General features: G+C 71.1%; 16 protein-coding genes. 3 read left to right on the top strand and 13 right to left on the bottom strand.

Features of this window, described 5'->3' with window-relative positions; translation table 11 throughout:
- Window positions 1-5 precede the first annotated feature (5 nt).
- Window positions 6-1,157, bottom strand: coding sequence for a glycogen synthase (gene glgA, locus ACQPXS_RS40400; protein WP_356307005.1), 1,152 nt, complete (start codon window positions 1,155-1,157; stop codon window positions 6-8).
- Window positions 1,158-1,197: 40 nt separating this feature from the next.
- The gene (locus tag ACQPXS_RS40395) at window positions 1,198-1,947 is read right to left on the bottom strand and encodes a (2Fe-2S)-binding protein (protein WP_433454497.1); all 750 of its coding nucleotides are present in this window, start codon (window positions 1,945-1,947) and stop codon (window positions 1,198-1,200) included.
- A gap of 228 nt (window positions 1,948-2,175) precedes the next feature.
- On the opposite strand from ACQPXS_RS40395, the gene ACQPXS_RS40390 reads away from it, so the two are divergent.
- Window positions 2,176-3,360: a DMT family transporter gene (locus ACQPXS_RS40390; protein WP_433454496.1), complete on the top strand. Its 1,185-nt coding sequence runs from the start codon at window positions 2,176-2,178 to the stop codon at window positions 3,358-3,360.
- On the opposite strand, the gene ACQPXS_RS40385 is transcribed toward ACQPXS_RS40390, so the two are convergent.
- Entirely contained in the window at window positions 3,350-4,492 is a 1,143-nt protein-coding gene (locus ACQPXS_RS40385; protein WP_433454495.1) for a transglycosylase family protein, read from the bottom strand. The genes ACQPXS_RS40390 and ACQPXS_RS40385 overlap by 11 nt on opposite strands.
- 271 nt (window positions 4,493-4,763) lie before the next feature.
- On the opposite strand from ACQPXS_RS40385, the gene gndA reads away from it, so the two are divergent.
- Window positions 4,764-6,203: an NADP-dependent phosphogluconate dehydrogenase gene (gene gndA, locus ACQPXS_RS40380; RefSeq protein WP_433454494.1), complete on the top strand. Its 1,440-nt coding sequence runs from the start codon at window positions 4,764-4,766 to the stop codon at window positions 6,201-6,203.
- A 550-nt stretch (window positions 6,204-6,753) separates the two neighbouring features.
- Here gndA and panD read toward each other — a convergent pair.
- Window positions 6,754-7,173, bottom strand: coding sequence for an aspartate 1-decarboxylase (gene panD / locus ACQPXS_RS40375; RefSeq protein ID WP_433454493.1), 420 nt, complete (start codon window positions 7,171-7,173; stop codon window positions 6,754-6,756).
- A gap of 556 nt (window positions 7,174-7,729) precedes the next feature.
- Between panD and ACQPXS_RS40370 the strand changes: the two genes are divergently transcribed.
- Window positions 7,730-9,118: a hypothetical protein gene (locus ACQPXS_RS40370; protein ID WP_433454492.1), complete on the top strand. Its 1,389-nt coding sequence runs from the start codon at window positions 7,730-7,732 to the stop codon at window positions 9,116-9,118.
- 566 nt (window positions 9,119-9,684) lie between these two features.
- Here ACQPXS_RS40370 and ACQPXS_RS40365 read toward each other — a convergent pair.
- From ACQPXS_RS40365 to ACQPXS_RS40325, 9 genes are all read right to left on the bottom strand, one after another.
- Entirely contained in the window at window positions 9,685-10,344 is a 660-nt protein-coding gene (locus tag ACQPXS_RS40365) for a nucleotidyl transferase AbiEii/AbiGii toxin family protein (protein ID WP_433454491.1), read from the bottom strand.
- Window positions 10,341-10,703: a hypothetical protein gene (locus ACQPXS_RS40360; RefSeq protein ID WP_433454490.1), complete on the bottom strand. Its 363-nt coding sequence runs from the start codon at window positions 10,701-10,703 to the stop codon at window positions 10,341-10,343. The genes ACQPXS_RS40365 and ACQPXS_RS40360 overlap by 4 nt, the downstream gene beginning before the upstream one ends.
- Before the next feature lie 461 nt (window positions 10,704-11,164).
- Window positions 11,165-11,596: a DoxX family protein gene (locus ACQPXS_RS40355; protein ID WP_433456169.1), complete on the bottom strand. Its 432-nt coding sequence runs from the start codon at window positions 11,594-11,596 to the stop codon at window positions 11,165-11,167.
- Window positions 11,597-11,930: 334 nt separating this feature from the next.
- The gene (locus ACQPXS_RS40350; RefSeq protein WP_433454489.1) at window positions 11,931-13,007 is read right to left on the bottom strand and encodes an ABC transporter permease; all 1,077 of its coding nucleotides are present in this window, start codon (window positions 13,005-13,007) and stop codon (window positions 11,931-11,933) included.
- 2 nt (window positions 13,008-13,009) lie between these two features.
- A complete protein-coding gene (locus tag ACQPXS_RS40345; RefSeq protein ID WP_433454488.1) occupies window positions 13,010-14,551 on the bottom strand; it encodes a sugar ABC transporter ATP-binding protein in 1,542 nt (513 codons plus the stop codon).
- Window positions 14,551-15,714, bottom strand: a complete 1,164-nt coding sequence (locus ACQPXS_RS40340) for a substrate-binding domain-containing protein (protein ID WP_433454487.1) — start codon at window positions 15,712-15,714, stop codon at window positions 14,551-14,553. Before ACQPXS_RS40340 ends, ACQPXS_RS40345 begins: the two co-directional genes overlap by 1 nt.
- Window positions 15,715-15,880: 166 nt before the next feature.
- Window positions 15,881-16,396: a cupin domain-containing protein gene (locus tag ACQPXS_RS40335; RefSeq protein ID WP_433454486.1), complete on the bottom strand. Its 516-nt coding sequence runs from the start codon at window positions 16,394-16,396 to the stop codon at window positions 15,881-15,883.
- Window positions 16,397-16,514: 118 nt separating this feature from the next.
- A complete protein-coding gene (locus ACQPXS_RS40330; RefSeq protein ID WP_433454485.1) occupies window positions 16,515-17,297 on the bottom strand; it encodes an SDR family NAD(P)-dependent oxidoreductase in 783 nt (260 codons plus the stop codon).
- Window positions 17,298-17,354: 57 nt separating this feature from the next.
- Window positions 17,355-18,383 carry a LysR family transcriptional regulator gene (locus ACQPXS_RS40325; protein WP_433454484.1) on the bottom strand — a complete coding sequence of 343 codons (1,029 nt, stop codon included), beginning with the start codon at window positions 18,381-18,383 and terminating at the stop codon, window positions 17,355-17,357.
- Between the last annotated feature and the right edge of the window lie 11 nt (window positions 18,384-18,394).

Below are 18,394 nucleotides of genomic sequence, written 5' to 3'. Positions count from 1 at the left end.
CGTGGCTAAGCCTGCTTGAGGATCTCCTCGTACAGCGCGGCCGTGCGCCGGGCCACCGCGTCCCAGCCGAACTCCCCCACCGCGCGCTCCCGTCCGGCCTCCCCCATCCGCCGGGCCCCCTCCGGATCGCCGAGCACGGTGTCCAGCGCCCGGGTGAGACCCGCCTCGAACGCGTCGTCCACGTCGACCAGGAGGCCCGTACGGCCGTCGTCCACGACCTCCGGGATCCCGCCGACCCGGGAGGCCACGACCGGGGTGCCGCAGGCCATCGCCTCCAGGTTGACGATGCCGAGGGGTTCGTACACCGAGGGGCAGGCGAACACGGCCGCGCGGGTGAGGAGTTGGATCACCTCGGGGCGCGGCAGCATCTGCGGGATCCAGAACACGCCCGCGCGGACCCGGCTCAGCTCCTCGAACAGCTCCCGGAACTCCCGGTCGATCTCCGGGGTGTCGGGGGCGCCCGCGCACAGCACGACCTGGACGCCCGGGTCGATGTCCCGTACGGCGCGCAGCAGATGGGGCACGCCCTTCTGGCGGGTGATCCGGCCGACGAACAGCACGTACGGGCGTGCGGGGTCGATGCCGTGCCGGCTGAGGGCGTCGGTGCCGCGGTCGGGCCGGTAGAGGTGGGTGTCGATGCCGTTGTGCACGATGTGCACGGTGGCCGGGTCGAGCGCCGGGTAGCAGGCGAGGATGTCCTCGCGCATGGCGCCGGACACGGCGATCACCGCGTCGGCGGCCTCGATCGCGGTGCGTTCGGCCCAGCCCGACAGCGCGTATCCGCCGCCCAGTTGCTCGGCCTTCCAGGGCCGCAGCGGCTCCAGCGAGTGGGCGGTGACCACGTGCGGGACGCCGTGCAGGAGCTTGGCGAAGTGGCCGGCGAGGTTCGCGTACCAGGTGTGGGAGTGGACGAGTTCGCGGCCTTCGAGGGCGGCGGCGATGGACAGGTCCACGGAGAAGGTGCGCAGCGCGTCGTTGGCGCCGTCGAGCGCGGACCAGGGGCGGTGGCGTACGACGCCGACTCCGCGGCCCTCGCCCCAGCAGTGCACCTCCAGGTCCACGAGGGAGGTCAACTCCCGGGCGAGGAACTCCACATGGACACCGGCGCCGCCGTACACGTCCGGGGGGTACTCCCGGGTCAGCAGTCCCACACGCACCTGACAACCCCCTTGTACCGGCGGCAGGTTCCCTTCATGGTCACCCAGAAGCGGCCCCTGGGGAAGAGCGCGGCGGCCGCGTGAAGCAGCAGTCGCCGCAGACCCCTCCGCCGGGCACCCGGTAGTACAGGCAGCAGCTGCGGCGGCGGAAGGCGGTGCCGGTGCGGGTGCCGGTGGCGCGGAGCAGGGGGTGGGCGAAGAGTTCGTCCGTCAGGGCGCGGGCCCGGCCGGCCGGCTCGGTACGGCCGTGCGCGCGGGCCCAGCGGTCCAGTTCGCGGGCCGCCCCGGCGAGCGCGGAGCCCGCGTTGCCCCACAGCAGTCCGGGTGCGACGCCGTGGCCGGCGCTCAGGGCCTCCGCCAGGGGTTCGAGGTGTCCGTGCAGCACGGCGGCGGCCAGGCCGGCGGCGTCGCCGGGCAGCGGGCGCAGCTCGGTCAGGTACAGGTCGTCGGGGGCGGCGGCCAGCGGGTCCCAGCGCAGCAGTCGCGGATCGAGGTCGGGCAGCCGGCCGTACCGGACGGCACAGCCCAGGGCCACCGACCACAGCCGGGCGGCCAGGCCCTGCTGGGCGATGGAGGCGGCCACGCGTGGCTCGCGGGTGCGGAGCCGGTCCGCGACCACGGCCACCCGCACCGCCCACGCGTCCGAAGGCACCCGTTCGTAGGTCTCGGCGAGGGTCGGCAGCGGCCCGGGACCCGGTCCGCCGGTGGCGCCGGCCGGGCCCGGGACCGTACGCAGGACGAAGAAGCCGCCGAGCGGGCGGAGGGCGGCGAGAGCGGGGTCGAGGTCCACGACGAGTACACCTACCAGGTGAGTTCCCCGGTCCCCGTACGGGGTCTCCGCCTCCCGTCACCCGCCGCGAGGATGATCGCGCGGCTGGTGTACTCCATCGGCAGTAGGACTCATTGCGTGCTCAGGGACGACGACGGGAAGAGCACGGCCGGGCAGAGTGTTGGCCATGCAAGCCGACCGTACGTCGCGTCGGGCCCAGCGCCCCCGCCGCCCCCAGAGGAGACGCAGATGAGCGCCCTCGCGCTGTCCGTGCTCCTGTCGGTCGCGTCCGCCCTCGCCTACGCGGCCGGCGCGATCGTGCAGGAGCAGGTGGCGGTGTCCTCGCCCGGCAGCGCGTACCTGCCGCTGCGCCGCCCCGGCTGGTGGGGGGCGCTCGCCCTCAACGGCCTCGGCGGTGTGCTGCACGTCGTGGCGCTGGCCTACGGACCGCTCAGCCTGGTCCAGCCGCTCGGCGCCCTGACCATCGTCTTCGCCCTGCCCCTGGCGGCGCTGTGCGTCGGGCGCGGGGCCGGGGCCACCGCCTGGCGCGGCGCGGTCATGACCACCGCCGGTCTCGCCGGTCTGCTGGCCCTGGTCGGTTCCTCCGACGGCCACTCCCTCGACACGGCCCAGCGGGTGGCGGTGGCACTGGTCACCGGCGGCGCGGTCGTGGCGCTGATGTGCGCGGGCCGGGCCGCGCACCGGCACCCGGCGGTGCGCAGTGTGCTGCTCGCCACCGCCTCCGGCACGGCGTTCGGCATGTCGTCGGTGTTCACCAAGACCGTCGCCGTCGACTGGACGCACGGCATCGGCCTGGACGACCTGCCCTCCCTCGCGGTGATCGCCCTGTTCGCCGTCGCCGGCGTCCTGCTGTCCCAGGCCTCCTACCGGGGCGGCGGGCTCGCCGCGCCGCTGGCCACGCTCACCGTGGTCAATCCGGTGCTGGCGGCCGCCGTCGGCATCCTGATGTTCGGCGAGACGTTCCGGTACGGCGCCACCGGCACCGCGCTCGCCATGAGCTGCGGGGTGGTGGCGGCGGGCGGTCTGATCCTGCTGACGACCGAGCGGATCGGGCGCGCCGGCTCGCCGGTCCTGCCGGACGGCGGCCCCGAACCGGTCCCGGCCGCCGAGGCGTTCCCCGGCGTGCCCCAGCAGCGCTGGGGCGTCCAGGCCGAGCCGGGGCGGGCCGGACTTCCCGAGGCGGAGGGCAGGCCCGACGCACCGGTGCTGCGGAACGTGCTGGTGCCGGGCCCGGGCGGGGGCCGGGTTCCGGGTCCGGGCGGCGGCGTCCTTCCGGGTCCTGGCGCCCGCGGGGCCGGCGGCGGCGAGCCGCCGGACCTGCGCTCGCTCCCCGCGTCGTACCTCACCCTGCCCGCGGGCGTCGGGGTACCGCTGCCGGTCCTGGACGGCCGGGGTACGCGCGTCAGATCCTGACGCCGCCGGCCCGCAGATAGGCGAGCGGGTCGATGTCCGAACCGAAGCCGGGTCCGGTCCGCACCTCGAAGTGCAGGTGCGGGCCGGTGACGTTCCCGGTGGCCCCGGAACGGCCGATGCGCTGGCCCGTGGTCACGTGCTGCCCGATCCGCACCGCGATGGCCGACAGGTGGCCGTACTGGGTGTAGCGGCCGTCGGCGTGCCGGATCACCACCTGGTAGCCGTACGAGCCGCCCCACCCCGCGGCCACCACCTGCCCGGCCTCCGCGGCCTTGACGGAGGTGCCGGTCGGCACGAGGAAGTCGATGCCGGTGTGGTAGCCCTTGGACCAGTGCGAGCCCGCCACGCGGTAGCCGGTGCCGATGGGCGCGTCGACCGGGGGGACGAGCGTACGGCCGGTGCTCTTGGTCCGGTGCGGTGCGCTCCTGTGCTCCGAACCTTCCTTCTTCTTCGCGGGCTTGGTGCCGGTGGCGGCGGTGCCGCGCAGGCTGAGCCGCTGGCCCGGCAGGATCAGGTCGGGATCGGCTCCGATCGTCCGGCGGTTGCCGGCGTAGAGCGCGTGCCAGCCGCCGCGGACGTGGTGCTCGCCGGCGATCCCGGAGAGGGTGTCGCCGGGCACCACCGTGTACATCTCCGCCCGGCCCGCGCGCGACTGCGGGGTGGTCTGCGGCCGTACGTCCCGCACCGAGCTCTTCTGTGCGGCGTGCACGGGCCGGGTCGCGGCGCTGTCCACGTGCGCTCCGGGGTCGGCGTCCCCCCGTGTCAGCCCGGCCCGCACCGAGCACACCGGCCAGGCGCCCGGACCCTGTCCGTCGAGGACCTTCTCGGCGACGGCGATCTGCTCGTCCCGGGTCGCGAGGTCGGCGCGCGGCGCGTACCGGGTGCCGCCGTAGGCGTCCCAGGTGGACTGGGTGAACTGCAGCCCACCGTAGTAGCCGTTGCCCGTGTTGACGCTCCAGTTTCCGCTGGACTCGCAGGCGGCGACCTTGTTCCAGGTGGAGGCGTCGGCCGCGTCGGCCGTGCCGGCGGCGACCAGCGGGATCGCGAGGCCGGCGCCGCCCGCCGTGACGGTGAGTGAGGCGCGGTTGATCCTGTTCGGCTGGTACCGGCGATGCCGGCCGCGTACGGCCATGTCCGAATTCCCCTCGGCATGCGTCAGGAGGGGGCAAAAGTAAGCGCCGCGAACAGGCCATGACAAGACGGAAAACCGGCCTCGGCACCGCCCAAGTGGCCGGGAACGGCTCCCGCTTGACCCGGACCGCCGCAGACTGAGGCCGAGGGCGCCGTGCGTGCGTACAAAGGCATGGCGGGTCGGATGTGCGCTCGCCCTGGCGGCACGTAAGGATGGGCGAGGACCCGTACTGACGGAGCCGCAGTCACGAGGCAGCTAGGGAGCAGGCGGTATGAGCACTTCAGCGCAGATCGGTGTCACGGGCCTCGCGGTCATGGGCCGCAACCTCGCCCGGAACTTCGCCCGCAACGGCTACACGGTCGCGGTGCACAACCGCACGTCGTCGCGGATGAAGGCACTGGTGGAGGAGTTCGGGCACGAGGGTGACTTCATCGGGGCCGAGACCGCCGAGGAGTTCGTGGCGGCGCTGGAACGCCCGCGCCGCCTGATGATCATGGTGAAGGCGGGCGAGCCGACGGACGCGGTGATCGAGGAGTTCGCGCCGCTCCTCGAACCCGGCGACATGATCATCGACGGCGGCAACGCGCACTTCGCCGACACCCGGCGCCGGGAGCGCGAGCTGCGCGAGCGCGGCATCCACTTCGTCGGCACGGGCATCTCCGGCGGCGAGGAGGGTGCGCTGCACGGGCCGAGCATCATGCCGGGCGGCTCGGTGGAGTCGTACGCGTCGCTGGGCCCGATGCTGGAGAAGATCTCCGCGAAGGCCAAGGACGGCGCGCCCTGCGTGACGCACTGCGGCCCCGACGGCGCCGGGCACTTCGTGAAGATGGTCCACAACGGCATCGAGTACGCCGACATGCAGCTGATCGGCGAGGCGTACCAGCTGCTGCGCGATGTCGCCGGGTACTCCCCCGCCGAGATCGCGGAGATCTTCCGCACGTGGAACACCGGCCGTCTCGACTCGTACCTGATCGAGATCACGGCGGAGGTGCTGTCGCACGTGGACGGGGCGACGGGCAAGCCGTTCGTGGACGTGGTGGTGGACCAGGCCGAGCAGAAGGGCACCGGCCGCTGGACCGTCCAGATCGCGCTGGACCTGGGCGTGCCGGTGTCCGGCATCGCCGAGGCCGTCTTCGCGCGCTCGCTGTCGGGTCACGCGAAGCTCCGCGAGGCCTCGCAGGGGCTGGCCGGCCCGCAGGCGGTGCCGCTGGGCAAGGAGGAGGCGGCCGCCTTCGCGGACCGGGTGGAGCAGGCGCTGTACGCGTCCAAGATCGTGTCGTACACGCAGGGCTTCCATGAGATCGCCGCGGGCAGCGAGGAGTACGGCTGGGACATCGACCTGGGTGCGGTGGCCTCGATCTGGCGGGGCGGCTGCATCATCCGGGCCGCGTTCCTGGACCGGATCCGTGCCGCGTACGACGCCCGCGCCGATCTGCCGAGCCTGCTGTCGGACGAGACGTTCGCGCGCGAGATCGCCGACGCCCAGGACGACTGGCGTGAGGTGCTGATCGCCGCGACGCGGCAGGGTGTTGCGACGCCGGGGTTCGCGGCGGCGCTGGCGTACTACGACGCGCTGCGGGCGCGGCGCCTGCCGGCGGCCTTGACGCAGGGGCAGCGGGACTTCTTCGGGGCGCACACGTATCGGCGGGTGGACCGGGAGGGTTCGTTCCACACGTTGTGGGGCGGGGACCGGTCGGAGGTGTCCGCCTAAAGGGATTCCTCAAGGGATTCGGGGAACTGGCGGCCGCCGGGTGCGGGTGCGTCGTGGCTGGACGCGCCCGCGCGGCGGAGCCGCACATCGATGCGGCCCCGCCCCTGAAGAACCGGCGCTGCACACCAGGTTCTTCAGGTCAGTGGCGGACCGGGCTCGGGGTTCGGTACCGGCTCCGGGCCCGGCGGGATGGGGGACGGTGAGGGTTCCGGGGGGCCGGGGGCCGGCGGCGCCGGAGGCGGGGTCGGGTCCGGTCCTGGTGGGGGTGGTGTGGGCTGCGGGCCCGGTGGGGGAGGTGTGGGCTCGGGGCCCGGTGGGGGTGTCGGCTGGGGGCCCGGCTCGGGCGGGGGGACGGGGCTCGGGTAGGGGTCCGGTGTGGTGGGACCCGGACCCGGTGCCGGCCCCGGGGGGACCGGGCCGAAAAGCGGATTCGTCATGGCGTCCTCCGGGCAGTCGCTGAACGTCGCCTCTGGACTACTCCCCCACCTACCCGACGCCTGAGCGGCCACTCACCCGACAGGACGAGCGGCGGCCCGCCCGGGCCCCGCGGTCAGACCCCGACGGCCTGCGGGCTGCGCCGCTGGTCCGAGCCGGGCACCGGCTCGGAGGGGTCGGCGCCGAGCGAGACGATCCGATTGCCCGCGTCGACGTGCACGACCCGCGGCTTCAGCTCCCGCGCCTCGGCGTCGGTGACCTGGGCGTAGCTGATGATGATCACCAGGTCTCCGGGATGCACGAGATGGGCGGCCGCCCCGTTGATCCCGATCACCCCGGACCCGCGCTCGCCCTCGATGACGTACGTCTCCAGCCGGGCGCCGTTGGTGATGTCGACGATGTGCACCAGCTCGCCCGGCAGCAGGTCCGCGGCGTCGAGCAGGTCGGCGTCGATGGTCACCGATCCCACGTAGTGCAGGTCGGCCTGGGTGACGGTGGCACGGTGGATCTTGGACTTGAACAGAGTACGCAGCACTTTGGACTCCTGTTTGACGGCTCCCTGCCTGCTTTGTGCAGGTCAAGGGCGGTGTCGACTGTACACCGGGACACGCCGGTCGAGAATTGTGAGGAACATCGCTCCGCTCGGGCAAGACGGCTTCACGCCTGGGCTTTCGCGTCGCACCGGCGTCTGTTCAGGCAATCCTCCAGGAAAGCCCGGCGACTCATGCTGACCGGATGCTGACTTACCTGATGAGCCATCAAAGATGCAGGAGACCACTCTGCCCACGGACGACGTGCCTCCACGCACCGACCTGTCGGGCACCGACATCGCTCTGGTTCGTGGAACAAGGTCCCTTTGGCCGTCGGCCGGTTGGCGCTCGACCACCCCGGAAGCCGGCTCGCTGCCTGCCGCCCGCCCCAGGCCCCTCGGCAGCGTGGAACTCGCGAGCGAGGTGCGTCCAAGGCGCCGACACCGGCCCGCCGGGCCAAAGTCCAAGTCACGCGCCCCTGCGCACTTGCGTGCGCCGCTCCTCCCTTCCGTATGGTCCAGCCGATGGCGAACCGCGCTCGCACAACGTGAAGGAGAGCTGTTGAAGCCGACCGAGGAAGTGCTCCAGGACCTGACCCAGCCCTCGAACGTTTCCGTCCACTCCGACGACGCGCTCGCAGGGAAGGTGAAGGCCGCCATCGCGGCGGACGACGATAAGCGCAAGGAGAATGAGGACGAGCCACTCCGCCGGAAGCCCGCCCTCGTCCCGATCCTGCCGACGGAGCTGCCCCGGCACTTCGAAGTGACCCTCTGGGACGTGCTCCACACCCTCGCCCGGGCCACTGCCCTGTCGTGGCGTGGTGCGGGCCGGGGGCTGGCGGAACACTGGGGCGCACTCAAGTACACTCAAGCCCTGGCCGGCGGTCGTGACTCCTTCCTCGGCCTCACCGACGAAGGCCACCGCATCGCGGACCACTACAAGTCGCTGCAGTCCGGCGAGCTCGGCATCGGCTTCGCGCTCACGCTCACCGAGCACATGCTGCGCAGCCGTTTCCCCGACCATTCGGTGACGATCGTCCCCGCCGACACAACCTTACGCGCGGGCTGGGCCCTCACCAGCAGGGACAAGGGCGAGAAGGTGAAGTACCGCTATCGTCCCCAGTACTTCGCCGAGGTCTGGCGGCCGGGCGAGCCGTCCCTTGCCATCCCCCTCGCCTGCAAGGGCAACCACAGCGACTCCGCCACCTCCGACGAGCAACTGGCCTCCGCCTCGGCCCACGCCGAAGCGGTCCACATCGGCGCGTGGAACGAGACCCCCAGCCTGCTGTTCAGCACGCAGCTCCCGACGGACGGCCGCACGATGACCGTCCACGCCCTCCAGGCACCGGGCGGTGGTGGTCGGCTGTCCCCGGAAGAGGGTCGGGAAGCGAACCGGAACGCCCCGCCGTTCCAAGCGAACGTGATGCCGGACATCCACCCGCCGACCGAGGGCCTGATGGCACCCGAGCCCGTACGGGGCTGCCACGTGCAACCGAAGGACTACGCCTGGTTCCAGGAGTCCCTGGCCCACACCACCGCGGCGGGCCTCATGGCCTTCACCGGCTCCGGCCACGCCACCGCCCGCCACCTGACCGACCGGCAGGGCCGCAAACGCTTCACCGGCCTCGAACACGCGGCCAGCATGAGCATCCAGGACGCCGCCCACACCCTCTTCGGCAACGAGTACGTCGGCACCGACCACGTCTTCCGCCTCAACGGCCCCCGCGTCGAGGCGTGCTCCGGCGTGGACAAGGAAGTCTTCCGATTTCTCGCCAGAGGCGACGTCGACGAGTACCGCGCCCTCGCCCACGCGAGCCGCGGCGTCCGCCCCCGCCTCACCTTCGACAAGAACTGGGGCGGCCCCGTCTCCGTCCACGCCGACGGCTCCGTCTTCGCCCTGCGACTGCTGCCGGGGCAGAACGAGGAACCCTGCGCGTGCTCGTCTCGCTGACGCGCCTCTGAGACGGCAGGTCCGTCCGGACGCCCTCTGGGCGGACGACCAAACCACCTGACGGTCAGGAGCGTGAGCCTCGACTCGCGGTGACGGTGTAGGCGCGGGCGATGCAGCGCATGCCCTCGCTTACCAGCCCTGAAGGAAGGCAGAGTCACCCACGGCAGTGACCGAGCGGCGTACGAGCGGGCAGTGGCCGGCTAGTCCACGTTGTACGCCGTATGGCCCGGAGAGCCCAGCCGCAGCACTACCACGGCCGGACGATGTCGCTTCTGCTGGCAGACGTCTGCCGCAGGGATGGACCGGTCCCGAGCCGATGCTGTCAGCACTGGTAGTCAACGGATCCAGCCGGAAGCCTTCCGACCAATTCTTCGAGCTGGCAGTCAGCAAGTTCCACCGTCGGGACCCGGACTGGACCTGGGAGCGAGATGCAGTGTTTGACCGCTACCGCAGCCCGGTTTCGCCGTGAGTCCACTGCTGGGTATCGCTCGGCTGCCCTGCACATCGGCCGTGCAGGGCAGCCACCCACCGTGGACGGCTCCGGGGTGGAACCTGCTGACCGCCTCTCAGGCGTTCTCGTCATGGATCCGCGCACCCAGATCCTCTGCCCACTCCAGCGCCCACGCCTTGAGTTCTTCGATCTGCCGGGAGGTGAGCCCGTACGCGGTGTAGTCCTCATCCTCGTACCAGTCCGCGCCGATGAGCCGGTCCCGGAGGTCTTCGAGGCTGAACTCGTCGTGTGCGCGACGGCGGCCCAGGGATTCGAGGTCGGCGGTGGAGCGGTGGCGGGAGGCGGCCTGGACGTCGATGAGGTCACGGACGGTGCCGCGGTCGGCGAGGGCACGGACCTTGGTGCCGATCACGTCATCGAGGGAAAGAACGGGGCCGTAGGGGGTCTGCGCGGGCGGAGCCCAGAACGCCTCCTTGAGGACGTCGACCTCGCAATCCTCGCCGGTGTCCGGATCGGTGACGAGGAAACGGCCGCTGAGCGGATCAGTCTGGACGTGGGTGGTCCGCCATCCGCGCGCGCTGAGACCCGCTGTGAGTGAGGCGACGATCTCCTGCATTGGAGCGGGGTTCTCGGTGGCGACGTCGAGGTCGCGGCTGAAGCGTTCGACGAGGCCGTGGGCCTGCACGGCGTATCCGCCGGTGAGGACCAGGGGGTAGGGGGAGCCGATGTCGAGGATGTCGGCGAGGAGACGCTCGTGGAGCGGAGTGAGCTTCACGCGGCGGTCGTGTCGGCCGGAGCGGTGCGGAGCAGCTCGGGGAAGGCGTCCTCCCAGACCTCGCGGATGTAGGGACTGATCAAGCGCCGCAGCACGGGCCACTGCTCGGTGAGCAGCCGGTGGTGCAGGAGTGCCACCAGGTCCTCGCGCAGTCCTTCGGCGAGGACGGTCCGGTAGAGCGTCATGCGGGACTTCGGACGGTCCAGGCTGTAGCTCGCTCGCCCGGACCAGACGATGTGGAGCGGCAGGTCCACGTTGCCCTCGACGGGGCCGGCCAGCTCCTGCAAACGCTCGGGCAGCCGGCTGCGGTAGCGGGCCCGCAGCACCTCGGCGCGGGGAGCGGTGATCGTCGGGTCCATGCATCCAGTATCGCTGCTGGGAGGCGGCGGCATGGCGGATACGGGGCTCTTCTGTCGTACGTACGGGTCGGGCGCCGCCCGCCCCTCCCTCGGACGCTCATCATGGCCTACCCGTACAGCCCCCCGACGCGGAGGACCGCCGCGATGGAGTCGGCTGCGGCTTCCGTCTCGGCGTCGGGAATGACGACGGTCCCGACGCCAAGGCCCATGACGCCGGCGCAGCGGACGAGAAGGGCACCCGGCGGGCGACGGTCAGGGCATCCCGCTCGCGGTGTCCCTGACCGGCGGTAACCGTGGGCGACGTCACCCAGTGGCCGCCTCAGCTCGACGAGATCCCGCGGGTAGCGGGACTGGTCGGCCAGGACCTCTAACGCTCCTCATCGCATCAGAATCTGGCCGCGCTCGTCCGTACGCTGGTGGGGACGTTCAGGTGTATGCCGACAGGGGGCAGCGAACAGCCGTCAGGCGTGCACCGCCTCTTGGGTGGCCCTGGGGACGCGGGTCCAAGGCCGGTCCAGACGGAGAAGGGCGTCGATCGACCACGCCCCGGGGCCGAGCATGAGCGGGATCAGAAGCCCGGCAAGCATGAGGAAGTCGACCTCTGCGCCTCCGGAACCCTTCGGGCCGAGAATGCCCAGGTGGAAGTGGATCTTGATGATGAAGCCGGTACCCAGCATTTCGAGGCAGAGGAATGCTGCCGCGACGCGGGTCAGCAGACCAACGATGAGCATGGCCCCGAAGACGAGCTCCGTAGAGGGGACGAGCCAGCTCAGCACCCCGGTGAGCGGGAGGCCGGCAGGCTGGAGCATGTACTTCTCGAAGTTGCCGAGGCCCAGTTCATTGATCTTGAACATGCCGTGCAGGGTCATCAACCAACCGGACACTGCTCTCAAGACGAGCAGAGGCAATTACTCAAGGCTGGCGAGCCGGTCAGCGGCCGAGCGATAGAGACGCATCATTGAGTCCTTCGAACGAGGTTTGAGGGCTTGCTGCCCAGGGGGTGCTACAGGATCGGCGCGCTCGCGGGAACGTGTTGACTGATGGATTTCGGCGCCAGCCGTCACAGTGGCTGTGGCCCGGGGCGAAGATGCGGCAGAGGGCAGTGCGACTGACTCTCGCGCCGAGGCCTTGACAAGCAGGCCGACGAGGAGGACGCCTACCCGGCGGCTCTGCCCTGGCACCGCCGCTGACGCCCTCCGTAGCCGGCCGGCCGCCGGAGCCACCTCGCTAGACGGCGGCTCCGGCGGCCCGCCTGCGCCCGAAGTAGGTGGACAGACCCACGGCCAGCAGGAGCGCGGTGCCGTTGAAGACCGGGTCAACCCAGTCGCTGGCACCGGCCAGCGTGAGGCCACTGACGGTCTCGGAGACGAACACCACGCCGATCATCGTGCCGAGCACGTTGAATCGGCCCGGCTCGATCGCGGTCGCGCCCAGGAACACCGCGGCCAATGCGGGGAAGAGCAGGCTGGTGCCGCTGTCCGCGGTGGCTCCGCCGACACGGGCGGTCTGCAGGACGCCGGCGATCCCCGCGAGCGCTCCGGCGATGACAAAGGTCAGCAGCAGGTTGCGCCAGACGCGGATGCCGACCAGGTGCGCCGCCCTGGGGTTGGATCCCATGGCGTACAGGGCCCGCCCGTATGGAGTGTGGCCCAGCAGGTACCACATCAGGGCACCGAGAACGACGACGACGGACACCACGCGGGGCAGGCCGAGCCACTTCTGGGAGCCGAAGTCGAGCACGGCGGGCGAGACGCCCGCGCTAATGGTCTGGCCGCCCGAGTACCACTGGATGACCCCGCCGAGGAGAGTGGCGCTGCCCAGGGTGGTGATGAACGAGCTCATCTGGAACCGGGCCACCATGACGCCGTTGACCAGTCCGATGAGCACGCCCGTCGCCACCGCGGCGAGTACCGCGGGTACGACACCCACGCCGTGGCGGGCCATGAGCGCCGCGCACACCAGGGAACTGGTCGCGGCGTTCGCCCCGAGGGAGAAGTCGAAGTAGCCGGCGGCCAGCGGCGCGAGGGCGGCCAGTGCCAGCAGGGCGATGACCGACTGGTTGCCGGTCACCACGCTGAGGTTGGCGGAGGTCGGGAAGACCACGGAACTCGGCGGGTAGAGGCTGAAGAACACCGCCACGGCGACGGCCAGGGCGGGAAGGGTGTACCGCTCGGCGAGCCGCCCCGGCGACAGCGCGGACCGCCGGATGCGCCGGGTGGGTTCCGTCTCCTCGGACGTCTCGGACGTCTCGGATGTCGGTGGGGACGGGGGCGGCGGGGGTGCGGAGGAAGTGACACCGCTCATGGTCATGTCCTGACTCCGGAGGTGAGGGACGGTGAACGCTGAACGAGGTGGACGAGGCGGTCGGCAGTGAGCCCTTCGCCGTCCGCCTCGGTGACGACGCGGCCTTGGTGCAGCACGAGGACCCGGTCGCACAGGGCCGCCAGTTCCTCCAGGTCGGAGGAGGCGACGAGGACTGCGCAACCAGTGGCAGCGGTGCCGCGGACCACCGTGTAGATGTCGGCGCGGGACATCACGTCCACGCCCTGGGTGGGCTCGTCGAGGAGCAGCAGCTGGGGGTCGCGGCGCAGCCAACGGCCCAGTACGGCCTTTTGCTGGTTGCCGCCGGACAGGGTGCTGAACGCCGCCTCGACGGAGGGTGCCTTCACGCCGTAGCGGCTCACGAGGTCCTGGCTGTCGCTGCGTTCGGCCCCGTGGTCCAGGCGCCAGCGCCGCCAGTAGTGGCCGAGCACCGACATCGAGAGGTTGGCCCGCAGCGGGAGGTCCGCGAACGCGGCGTCAGCGCCCCGGTCTTCCGGGACGTAGGCGACGCGGGCGCGCATCGCGTCGCCGGGGCAGGTGAAGGACACCCTGGCGCCGTCGAGTTCGATGGTGCCGCCGGTCGGCCGGTGCGCTCCGAAGAGGGTGCGCAGCAGCGAGGTGCGGCCGGAGCCGAGCAGGCCCGCGACGCCGACGATCTCACCTGCGCCCACCTTGAGGTCAACGCCACGGAGCGGGCCGCCGGTCAGGCCGGTGACCGTGAGCACCGGGCGGGGCCGGCTCGTGCTCGCGGTCGGACGCACGGCCTCGTCCACTGCGCGCCCGGCGATGAGCTCCACCAGTTCAGACTCCGTGGGGCGGTGGTCCACGAGGGTGCCGGCGACCCGGCCGTCCCGCAGCACGGTGTAGTCGTCGGTGACGGCGATGACCTCGCTGAGGCGGTGGCTGACGAGGATCACCGTCTGCCCCTGGTCGGCGCGCCGGCGTACGGACTCCAGAAGGAAGCTCGCCTCGTGCTCGGGCAGGCTCGCCGTGGGTTCGTCGAGAACCAGGATGAGGTCGTCCCGGTCGGTCTCCTGCAGTGCTCGTGCGATGGCGACCATGGTGCGGGCGGCCGGGCGCAAAGTGCCGAGCGGGGCGCGGGGGTCGGCGTCGATCTCGAACCACTCCAGCAGGTCGGCGACCCGGTCGTGCAGAGCCCTCCAGCTGATCCGGGCGCCCGCCCGGGTGGGCCAGCCGGAAGCGAGCGCGATGTTCTCCGCCACGGTGAGGTCGTCGAAGACCCCGAGGTCCTGGTGGACGAAGCGGAGCCCGGCCGCCTGTGCGGCGGCCGCCGAGAAGTGCCGGGCTTCCCAACTCTGCCCACCGACCTCGATCGTGCCGCCGTCGGCGCCGTGTGCGCCGGCGAGGATCTTGATGGTGGTGGATTTGCCGGAGCCGTTTCCGCCGAGCAGCGCGTGGACGGTCCCGGCACGGACCTGGAGGTCCGTGCCGTGGAGCACCGTGGTACCGCCGAACTGCTTCGTCAGCCCGGTGATCCGCAGTGCCGTGCCGGACGGGCGGCTCACTACTTCCCCCACCCGGTGGTGTAGTGCTTGACGTAGTCGACGGGCGGCTCGTAGGAGCTGCCCTTCTTGGGCAGGTTGTGGTCGGCGTCGATGCCGACGAGGCCGACGCCCGCCGACTCCGCGGGCTTCTGGCCCGCCAGCAGACGGACGGCGTCGTCGACGGCGGCCCACGACAGTTGCTTCGCGGAGTAACCGACATCGCCGTCCTGCGCGCCGCCGCTGCGGATGACGTCGGCGTTGGCCGCGTCGCCGAAGTTGCCGACCACCGTGAGCTGGGCACTCCGACCGGAGGAGGAAATGGCCTGGCCGATACCCGCCTGCAGCCAGCCGTCGATCGGGAAGGCGACCGCGTTCACGGTCGGCGCCCCGAGGAGGGCGGAGGAGAACTTGGAGCCGAGCGTGTTGTTGACGAGGTCCTGGAGGCCGACGTCGAGTTGCTTGACGACCTCGCAGCCGGAGCACTTCTTGAGCTCGTCACGGAAGCCCTTGGTGATCATCGGGCCCCAGATCGGGTCGGTGAAGTTGACCAGGAGCACCTTCGCCTTGCCGTTGGTCCTGCCGATGACGTAGTCGGCCTGGAGCGCGCCCATCCGAGCGCGGTAGTCCGCGAGGGTCATGCTCTTGAGGGGCGTGGTGACCGCGGAGTACAGCTTCTTACCGCCGGCTACGTCGCAGTCCATGCCGCCGTTCCCGATGGTGATGATTTTGGCCTTCTTGGCCTCGCCGAGGGGGCCCTGGACGGCCGGGCAGTCGATGCCCACGGGCACGATCACGTCGGCCTTGGCGCTGATCGCCTGCCGGATGCACGCCCCCCAGCCGCCGGGGTTGAGCTTGCCGTCACAGAGCTTGGTCTTCCAGCCTGCGGCCTTGCCGGCCGCCATGGCGGCCACGCTGGGCTCCACACATCCGGGCTGCTGCTGGCCGCAGGATATGACCCACAGGTTCACCCCTGCCTTCGGCTTCGCGGTGACCTCCGGCAAGTCGCCGGTGGCGCCCTTGAAGGCCGTCTCCAGGGCGGCGCGCGCCTCCTTGGAGGTCCCGGAGTCGGAGGATCCGCCGGCCGAGGTGCTCGCGGAGCCGCCGCAGGCGGCGGTGACGGCGGTGACCGCCGCGACGATCAGGGGGAGGGCGAATCTGCGGAGTGAACGCCTTTGTTCGGACACGATTCTCCTTGGGGAGCGGTGGCGGAAACGTCGCCATTCCGGAGTCGGTGATGGCTGGAATTGAACACAGCGGGCGACTGCGAGGGAAATTGCCAATCCGCATGAGTGTCATCGCGGAGCACGATGCGTTTGATCCTGCTGATCCGCGGCCACTTCGGCAGCGATATCAGGGGTGATGGGGATCCGTCAGCAGGCTTTCCATGACTCCCTCGGGAAGCCGCTTAGTGAGCCGGTCGGAGAATGCGCCGTCGACAAGTACGAACGCCATCCGGGCGACTGCTCCGGAGCGGTTCTCCCAGCGGTGATCGGTGCCCCGCTGTACGACCACGTCCCCCGACCGCAGCACGGTCTCCGTGTCGTCGAGCACCAGGACGACCTCGCCCTGCAGCACGATGCCGTAGTCGACGGTCTGCGTGCGGTGCATCGGTGACACGGCACCCGGTGGGAACTCGTTGATCCTGATCTTCGTCCCGTTGGGGTCGGGCGGCACGGTCAGGGAGATCTGCGTCGGCTCCGGTTCGTCAGGGTCTATGAGGGCCGGCGTTTCGCGGGTGTTCCACAGCTCGTGGAAGACCGCGCCGTCCGGTGCGGTCCGCACCACGGGCGGCGGTCCGTCGGAGAGGAACACCGACTTTCCGTTGTCGTCGTGACCGGTGACGACCCGGCGAGACGTCCAGCTCATACAGTCCACCTTTCAGCGTGGCAAATGAATCAGCGTGTGCCGGAAAAGGGCACAGTGCGGCCCGCCCTGCGGTGCGGAAAACATCGCGGGGCGTCAAAGGCAAAGAATGCGAAGGGCTCTATACGGCGTCGAGCGCGTCGGTGAACGCCTTGGTGCCGCCGTGTGCCGAGAATCCCCCGTCGACGGTGATCTCGGCGCCGTTGACGTACGCCGACTCATCGGAGAGGAGGTACACCACCAGCGGTGCCACCTCCTCGGGGACCCCGGCCCGGTTCATCGGCGTCATCGACAGATGCGCCTTCACGAACACGGGGTTGGCGTTGGCCATGATCGGTGTGTCGATGTATCCGGGGTGGATGATGTTCGTACGGATCCCCCGGGGGGCCAGCTCCAGTGCCGCGACCTTCGACAGTCCGCGCAGTGCCCACTTGCTGGCGGTGTAGGCGACCGCGTGGTGGGCGACGAGGCCGGCGACCGATCCGACGTTGACGATCGAGCCTCCTTCGCGCATCAGCGGGGCCATGGCCTGCATGCCCAGCAGGGCGCCGGTGGTGTTGACCGCGAAGGCCCTGTTCCAGTCGGCGACGTCGACCTCGCCGAGCCGCGCGCGTACCGGCACGCCGGCGTTGTTGACCAGGCCGTGCAGGGGACGGCCGAGGGCCTCCAGCCAGTCGGCGAGAGCGGCCCAGTCATCGGGTGAGGAGACGTCGAGGTGCCGGTAGTGGACGTCCAGGCCCTGGGCGGTCAGGGAGGCGGCGAGGGCTTCGCCGTCCTCGCCGAGGACGTCGGTGGCGAAGACGGTGGCGCCCTCGCGGGCCGCGGCCTCCGCCTCGGCGGCACCCTGGCCCCGGGCGGCGCCGGTGACGACAACGCTTCGGCCTTCCAGACGCCTTCGACTCACGGCTTCCTCCTGCTGTTCCCGTCCGGGCACTCGGCCGTACCCGTCACGGGACTCACGCTAGGAAGCGGAGACGAGATGCGGAAACGGTTGTTGCCGATGGCTGGCATCCGGAGCCGCCATGGCTTGAACCGCGGCAGCGCCGGTCGTCGAATCCCCGGCGGCGGGAGCCGGCATGCCGGGTTCGGCCAGTTCCGCGCAGACGCGACGGACCACGCCGCGCAGCCACGTGTGTCCGGGGTCCGTATGGCGCTTGTGATGCCAGTACATCGCCTCGACCAGCGGCAGCTCGTCGGGGAACGGCGCCGGTACGACGGCACAGTGCGCGAAGCCCGCGTACCGGCGGGCCAGCCGCTCCGGCACCACCGCCACCAGATCGGTGCCACTCACCACGAACGGCAGGACACTGAAACCCGGGGTGCTGACCTGGATCCTCGGAGTGATCCCGAGCACTTCCAGCTGACGGTCCGACGGTGTGGGGCTCTTGACGAATCCGGCCGCGGCGTGCGGCATCTCCGCCAGGTCCCGAAGGCTCAGCCGCCCGTCCACCAGCCGTGGGTTGTCCGGGTCGACGATGCACACGAACCGGTCGCGCAGCACCGCCTCGTTGACCCCGGGCACCCCGTAGCCGAGCGGCGCGATCAGCAGATCGTGACAGGCCAGATGCCTCTCGCTCGCCAGCTGTCCGGGCGTGGGGTGGAAGTCGATGCGCACGCCCGGCGCTTCCTGCCCGATGACCCGCAGAAGCGGCTCCACCATCACCATCATCATGTAGTCGGACATGACGGCGGAGAACCGTTGGTCGCTGGTGGCCGGATCGAACCGACGAGTCAGGGACAGGGCCTCCTCGGCCTTCTGCAGCGACGCCTGTACGACGGGCAGGAGGCGCTCCGCGAGCGGCGTCAGCTCGTACTCCCGGCCCACCCGCACCAGCAGCTCGTCGTCGAAGTGTCGGCGCAGCCGCGCCAGCGAGCCGCTCATCGCGGACTGGCTGGTGTTCAGCCGTTCACCCGCCCGGGTGACGTTCTTCTGCTGCAACAGCGCTTCGAGCGCCACCAGCAGGTTGAGATCGATAGTTCCGAGCCCCATCCGAGTCCCCT

The sequence above is a fragment of the Streptomyces sp. CA-142005 genome (genome assembly GCF_050942335.1).
In the GTDB taxonomy this organism is placed as follows: Bacteria; Actinomycetota; Actinomycetes; order Streptomycetales; family Streptomycetaceae; genus Streptomyces.
Note: the sequence above shows the minus strand (reverse complement) of the source record. Positions and strands in the feature narration are given on the sequence as shown.

Excerpts from the sequence above, each read along its gene's own strand:
- ACQPXS_RS40390 (WP_433454496.1), top strand. The coding sequence starts at position 2,176 with ATGAGCGCCCTCGCGCTGTCCGTGCTCCTGTCGGTCGCGTCCGCCCTC.
- ACQPXS_RS40385 (WP_433454495.1), bottom strand. The coding sequence starts at position 4,492 with ATGGCCGTACGCGGCCGGCATCGCCGGTACCAGCCGAACAGGATCAAC.
- ACQPXS_RS40325 (WP_433454484.1), bottom strand. The coding sequence starts at position 18,383 with ATGGGGCTCGGAACTATCGATCTCAACCTGCTGGTGGCGCTCGAAGCG.
- gndA (WP_433454494.1), top strand. The coding sequence starts at position 4,764 with ATGAGCACTTCAGCGCAGATCGGTGTCACGGGCCTCGCGGTCATGGGC.
- ACQPXS_RS40360 (WP_433454490.1), bottom strand. The coding sequence starts at position 10,703 with ATGGACCCGACGATCACCGCTCCCCGCGCCGAGGTGCTGCGGGCCCGC.
- ACQPXS_RS40350 (WP_433454489.1), bottom strand. The coding sequence starts at position 13,007 with ATGAGCGGTGTCACTTCCTCCGCACCCCCGCCGCCCCCGTCCCCACCG.
- ACQPXS_RS40335 (WP_433454486.1), bottom strand. The coding sequence starts at position 16,396 with ATGAGCTGGACGTCTCGCCGGGTCGTCACCGGTCACGACGACAACGGA.